This window comes from Bradyrhizobium sp., assembly GCF_019242285.1.
Taxonomy (GTDB): domain Bacteria; phylum Pseudomonadota; class Alphaproteobacteria; order Rhizobiales; family Xanthobacteraceae; genus Bradyrhizobium.
Genome location: NZ_JAFAVV010000531.1, coordinates 1 through 4,652, shown reverse-complemented (window position 1 = coordinate 4,652; position 4,652 = coordinate 1). Strand labels below are relative to the sequence as shown.

Below are 4,652 nucleotides of genomic sequence, written 5' to 3'. Positions count from 1 at the left end.
GGCTGAGCCACAGCCGCGGTTGCGGCGACGCCGCGACCCACGATGGGGGAGGCGAGTCTGCCCTAGTCCGGCCGGAATGGCCGATTTGAACTGATTTCGCCGTGACGATCAGGCTCTTTTGCGCTAGGCACCGGTCATGAGCCGCCGCATCAAGAGAACGCTGTCGTCGGGCGACCGCCGTGCGGATGATCGAGGCCCGCGCGATCCGCGCGAGCGCGAACGCGCGCCGGACAAGCGGCCGGCAGTCCCGCGTACCGGCGGCAAGCCGCCGCGCTTCTCCGAGCCGCGGCCGGAGAAACGGGTGCCACGCCCGCCGGAGCCGGTGAAGGCGACAAGCGATCCGCCGCCGCTGCCGACCAAGGTCCAGACCGTCGCCGTGACCGCGGACGAGGACAACATGCGGGTCGATCGCTTCCTCGAAGCGCGGTTTCCGGGCCTGTCGTTCTCCCACATCCAGCGCATCGTCCGCAAAGGCGAGCTGCGCGTCGACGGCAAGCGCGCCGACAGCAAGGACCGTCTCCAGGCCGGGCAGAGCGTGCGGATTCCACCGCTCAGGCTCGATGCGCCGAAAGCGTCGGCCGCGCTTTCGGAAGCCGAGCAGAAGACGCTCGCCGCTCTCAAGGCGATGACGCTCTACGAGGACGACGACGTGCTGGTGCTGAACAAGCCGGCGGGGCTCGCGGTCCAGGGCGGCTCCGGCACTACGCGCCATGTCGACCAGATGCTGGAGGTGATGCGCGATGCCAAGGGACAGAAGCCACGCCTCGTGCATCGGCTCGACAAGGAAACCGCGGGCTGTCTCCTGGTCGCCAAGACCCGCTTCGCCGCGACGCATCTGACCGGCGCCTTCCGCCACCGATCTGCGCGAAAAATCTACTGGGCGCTGGTCGCCGGCGTGCCGAAGCCGAAGCAGGGCCGCATCTCGACCTATCTCGCCAAGGAGGAGAGCGAGGAGGATTCCATCATGCGCATCGCCGCCCATGGCGAGGAGGGCGCGAGCCACGCCGTGACCTATTACGCCGTGGTGGAGACCGCGGGCAGCAAGCTCGCCTGGGTGTCGCTGAAACCCGTCACCGGGCGGACGCATCAATTGCGTGCGCACATGGCCCATATCAGCCACGCCATCATCGGCGATCCCAAATATTTCAACATCGAGAATTGGGAATTGCCGGGCGGCCTGCAGAACCGGCTGCATCTGTTGGCGCGACGGATCGTGATACCGCATCCTCGCGGCGGCGTGATCGACGCCACCGCGCCGCTGCCGCCGCACATGCTGCAATCATGGAATCTGCTCGGCCTCGAGGCTGATCGATTCGACCCGATCGAGCACGCGCCTGAAGAATAATCCGCGTGAAGCGGGTGGGTCTTACGCTATCGCTTGCGATTGACGAACCCCTGCATCAAACGGGTCGGCTCGTCGGTCAGGAACGATTGGCCGAAGGCGCGGATGCTCAGATCGACCGATTCCTTCAGCGGCAGTTCCTCCCATTGCCGCAGCAGCGCCTTCTGGGCGCGCAGCGCCTCCGGCCCGCAGGCGAGCAGGGCCTCGACGACATGCTCGACCGCGCGGTCGAGACCGTCTTCCTCGGCGACCGCGTCGACCAGCCCCCAGCCCAGCGCCGTCGGCGCGTCGATGGTCTCTGCCGTCATGACCAGCCAGCGCGCGCGGCCCCAGCCGATCAGCCGCGGCAGCAGCGCCGCATGGATCACCGAGGGGATGCCGACCCGCACTTCGGGCATGCCGAATCTCGCGTCGTGCGCGGCGATGCGGAAATCGCAGCAGGCCGCCACCTCGAGCCCGCCGCCGAGACACCAGCCGGGCATGCGCGCGATCACGGGCGCGGGAAAGGCGCGCACCGCCTCGCAGAGGTCGCGCAGGCGGGTGATGAAGGCTTCGGCCGAGCGCTGGTCGAGCGTCGCCATCTCCTTGATGTCGGCGCCGCCGATCAGGCTTTTTTCGCTCTCTCCGGCCAGGATCAGCACCCGGATCTCGCGCTCGGTGGCGAGCCGCTCTGCTCCTTCGCGCACGGCGTCGATGACGGTCGAGCCGAGAATATTGAGGGAGCCGGCATTGCAGATCGTCAGGCGGACGACGCCCCGGGGATCGCGGTCGATGCCGCAATGGTCGTTGAGCATGCGCATGGGTGATCTTACCGCAGGTTGGCCTCGAGTCTTCGTGCAAGTTCGGAGCTTGCGTCGCGGCCTTGTCAAGGGTTCGACACGCCATTCCATCATCACTTTGCGACATTCTAAAGTTGAGGCGGCCGGCTTCCCTTCAGCCAAAAATGTCATTATATGACCAAGAACATTTCATGGATCGAGCCATGCGCTATTCAAGGGAACACAAGCAGGAAACCCACGCCCGCATCGTGCGGAAGGCCTCGGTGCGATTGCGGGAGAAGGGGGCCCATGGCGTCGGCGTCGCCGACCTGATGAAGGAGGCGGGGCTCACCCATGGCGGCTTCTACGCGCATTTCCCCTCCCGCGACGCGCTGCTGAACGAGGCCTTCGCCTATGCGGTCGATCGTTCGGGCGAGCACTGGTGCAAGATCTGTGATCAGCTTCCGCCGGAGAAGCGGCTCGCGACCATCATCGACTCGTATCTGACCCCGTTGCACCGGGACAATCCCGGCCATGGCTGCGTGATGGCCTCGCTCGGCGCGGAGATCGCGCGCGAAAGTGCCAAGACCCGCAAGGCCTATGCGGCGAAACTGGAGCAGATGATCGACCGGATCGCCGACCAGATTCCCGATCTGCCGCGCAAGGCCGCGCGCAGGCAGGCAGCGGCGACGCTGGCAACCCTGATGGGGACGATCGTGCTGTCCCGCATCGCCGGGAATAGCGAGTTCTCGGATGAAATCCTTGCCGCCGGACGCGACGCGGCGCTCTCCGGTGCGTCGCAGACACGGGCCGCGGCCAGGAAACCGGCCGCCAAAAAGACGGCGAACTGACGCGATTTCCCGGGTATCGGCCTACGCCGTTGGTCGCATAGGCTGCGATGCGATGGTCCGCGGCATTTTCGCAAAACCGTTGCGCTTGGAAACACTTCCAAAACGTCACAAAGACTGCAAGATGCCGCTCAAACGGAACTTGCCAGGCTTTTGGAGGAACCCATGCGCGCAATCGGGCATTTCATCGGCGGTACGGAAGTCAGGAGCACCTCCGGCCGCACCGCGGACGTTTTCGAGCCGATGACCGGCGAGGTCCAGGCCAAGGTGGCGCTGGCCTCGAGAGCCGAGGTTCGTTCCGCCGTCGAGAACGCCCTGGCCGGGCAACCGGAATGGGCCGCCACCAATCCGCAGCGCCGCGCGCGGGTGATGATGAAGTTCCTCGAACTGGTCCAGCGCGACTACGACAAGCTCGCCGAGCTATTGGCGCGCGAACATGGCAAGACCATTCCCGACGCCAAGGGCGACATCCAACGCGGCCTCGAAGTGGTCGAGTTCGCCTGCGGCATTCCGCATCTGATGAAGGGCGAATATACCGAGGGTGCAGGCCCGGGCATCGACATCTACTCGCTGCGCCAGCCGCTCGGCGTCGTCGCCGGCATCACCCCGTTCAATTTCCCGGCGATGATCCCGATGTGGAAGTTCGCGCCGGCGATCGCCTGCGGCAACGCCTTCATCCTGAAACCGTCGGAGCGCGATCCCGGCGTGCCGATGAAGCTCGCCGAACTGATGATCGAGGCCGGCCTGCCGGCGGGCATCCTCAATGTCGTCAACGGCGACAAGGAGGCGGTCGACGCCATCCTCGACGATCCCGACATCAAGGCCGTCGGCTTCGTCGGCTCCTCGCCGATTGCGCAATACATCTATGAGCGCGCCGCCGCGCACGGCAAGCGCTGCCAGTGTTTTGGCGGCGCCAAGAACCACGCCATCGTGATGCCCGACGCCGACATGGACCAGGCGGTCGACGCCCTGATCGGCGCCGGCTATGGCTCGGCCGGCGAGCGCTGCATGGCGGTCTCGGTCGCCGTCCCCGTCGGCAAGACCACGGCGGACCGGCTGATGGAGAAGCTGATCCCGCGCGTCGAATCCCTGAAGATCGGCACCTCGATCGATCCGTCGGCCGACTACGGCCCGCTGGTGACCCGCGAGGCGGTCGAGCGCGTCAAGAACTATGTCGACGTCGGCCTCAAGGAGGGCGCGACGCTCGCGGTCGACGGCAGAGGCTTCAAGATGCAGGGCTACGAGAACGGCTTCTACATGGGCGGCTGTCTGTTCGACAACGTCACCAAGGACATGCGCATCTACAAGGAGGAGATTTTCGGTCCCGTGCTCTCGGTGGTGCGCGCGCACGACTACAAGGAGGCGCTGGCGCTGCCGTCGGACCATGACTACGGCAACGGCGTTGCGATCTTCACCCGCGACGGCGACGCCGCGCGCGACTTCGCCGCCAAGGTCAATGTCGGCATGGTCGGCATCAACGTGCCGATCCCGGTGCCGATCGCTTACTACACCTTCGGCGGATGGAAGAAGTCGGGCTTTGGCGACCTCAACCAACACGGTCCGGATTCGATACGCTTCTACACCAAGACCAAGACGGTGACCTCGCGCTGGCCCTCTGGCGTCAAGGAAGGCGCAGAGTTTTCGATCCCGACGATGAAATGAAGACTGGGGGACACCCCGGGTTGGTGCTTTCGCGGCGGTCTG

4 protein-coding genes are annotated in these 4,652 nt (G+C 65.8%); 3 read left to right on the top strand and 1 reads right to left on the bottom strand.

Features of this window, described 5'->3' with window-relative positions:
* Window positions 1-136: 136 nt before the first annotated feature.
* A complete protein-coding gene (locus JOY90_RS21095; RefSeq protein WP_291693042.1) occupies window positions 137-1,345 on the top strand; it encodes an RluA family pseudouridine synthase in 1,209 nt (402 codons plus the stop codon).
* A 26-nt stretch (window positions 1,346-1,371) separates the two neighbouring features.
* Here the strand turns inward: JOY90_RS21095 and JOY90_RS21090 are convergent, their stop codons facing one another.
* Window positions 1,372-2,142: an enoyl-CoA hydratase gene (locus JOY90_RS21090; RefSeq protein ID WP_291693041.1), complete on the bottom strand. Its 771-nt coding sequence runs from the start codon at window positions 2,140-2,142 to the stop codon at window positions 1,372-1,374.
* Between the two features lie 182 nt (window positions 2,143-2,324).
* Here JOY90_RS21090 and JOY90_RS21085 point away from each other — a divergent pair, with 182 nt between their 5' ends.
* Together JOY90_RS21085 and JOY90_RS21080 are read left to right on the top strand one after the other, a co-directional pair.
* Window positions 2,325-2,951, top strand: coding sequence for a TetR/AcrR family transcriptional regulator (locus JOY90_RS21085; RefSeq protein ID WP_291693040.1), 627 nt, complete (start codon window positions 2,325-2,327; stop codon window positions 2,949-2,951).
* A 162-nt stretch (window positions 2,952-3,113) separates the two neighbouring features.
* Complete coding sequence (locus JOY90_RS21080) at window positions 3,114-4,610, top strand: CoA-acylating methylmalonate-semialdehyde dehydrogenase (protein WP_291693039.1); 1,497 nt, start codon at window positions 3,114-3,116, stop codon at window positions 4,608-4,610.
* Window positions 4,611-4,652 lie beyond the last annotated feature (42 nt).

Excerpts from the sequence above, each read along its gene's own strand:
- JOY90_RS21095 (WP_291693042.1), top strand. The coding sequence starts at position 137 with ATGAGCCGCCGCATCAAGAGAACGCTGTCGTCGGGCGACCGCCGTGCG.
- JOY90_RS21090 (WP_291693041.1), bottom strand. The coding sequence starts at position 2,142 with ATGCGCATGCTCAACGACCATTGCGGCATCGACCGCGATCCCCGGGGC.
- JOY90_RS21085 (WP_291693040.1), top strand. The coding sequence starts at position 2,325 with ATGCGCTATTCAAGGGAACACAAGCAGGAAACCCACGCCCGCATCGTG.
- JOY90_RS21080 (WP_291693039.1), top strand. The coding sequence starts at position 3,114 with ATGCGCGCAATCGGGCATTTCATCGGCGGTACGGAAGTCAGGAGCACC.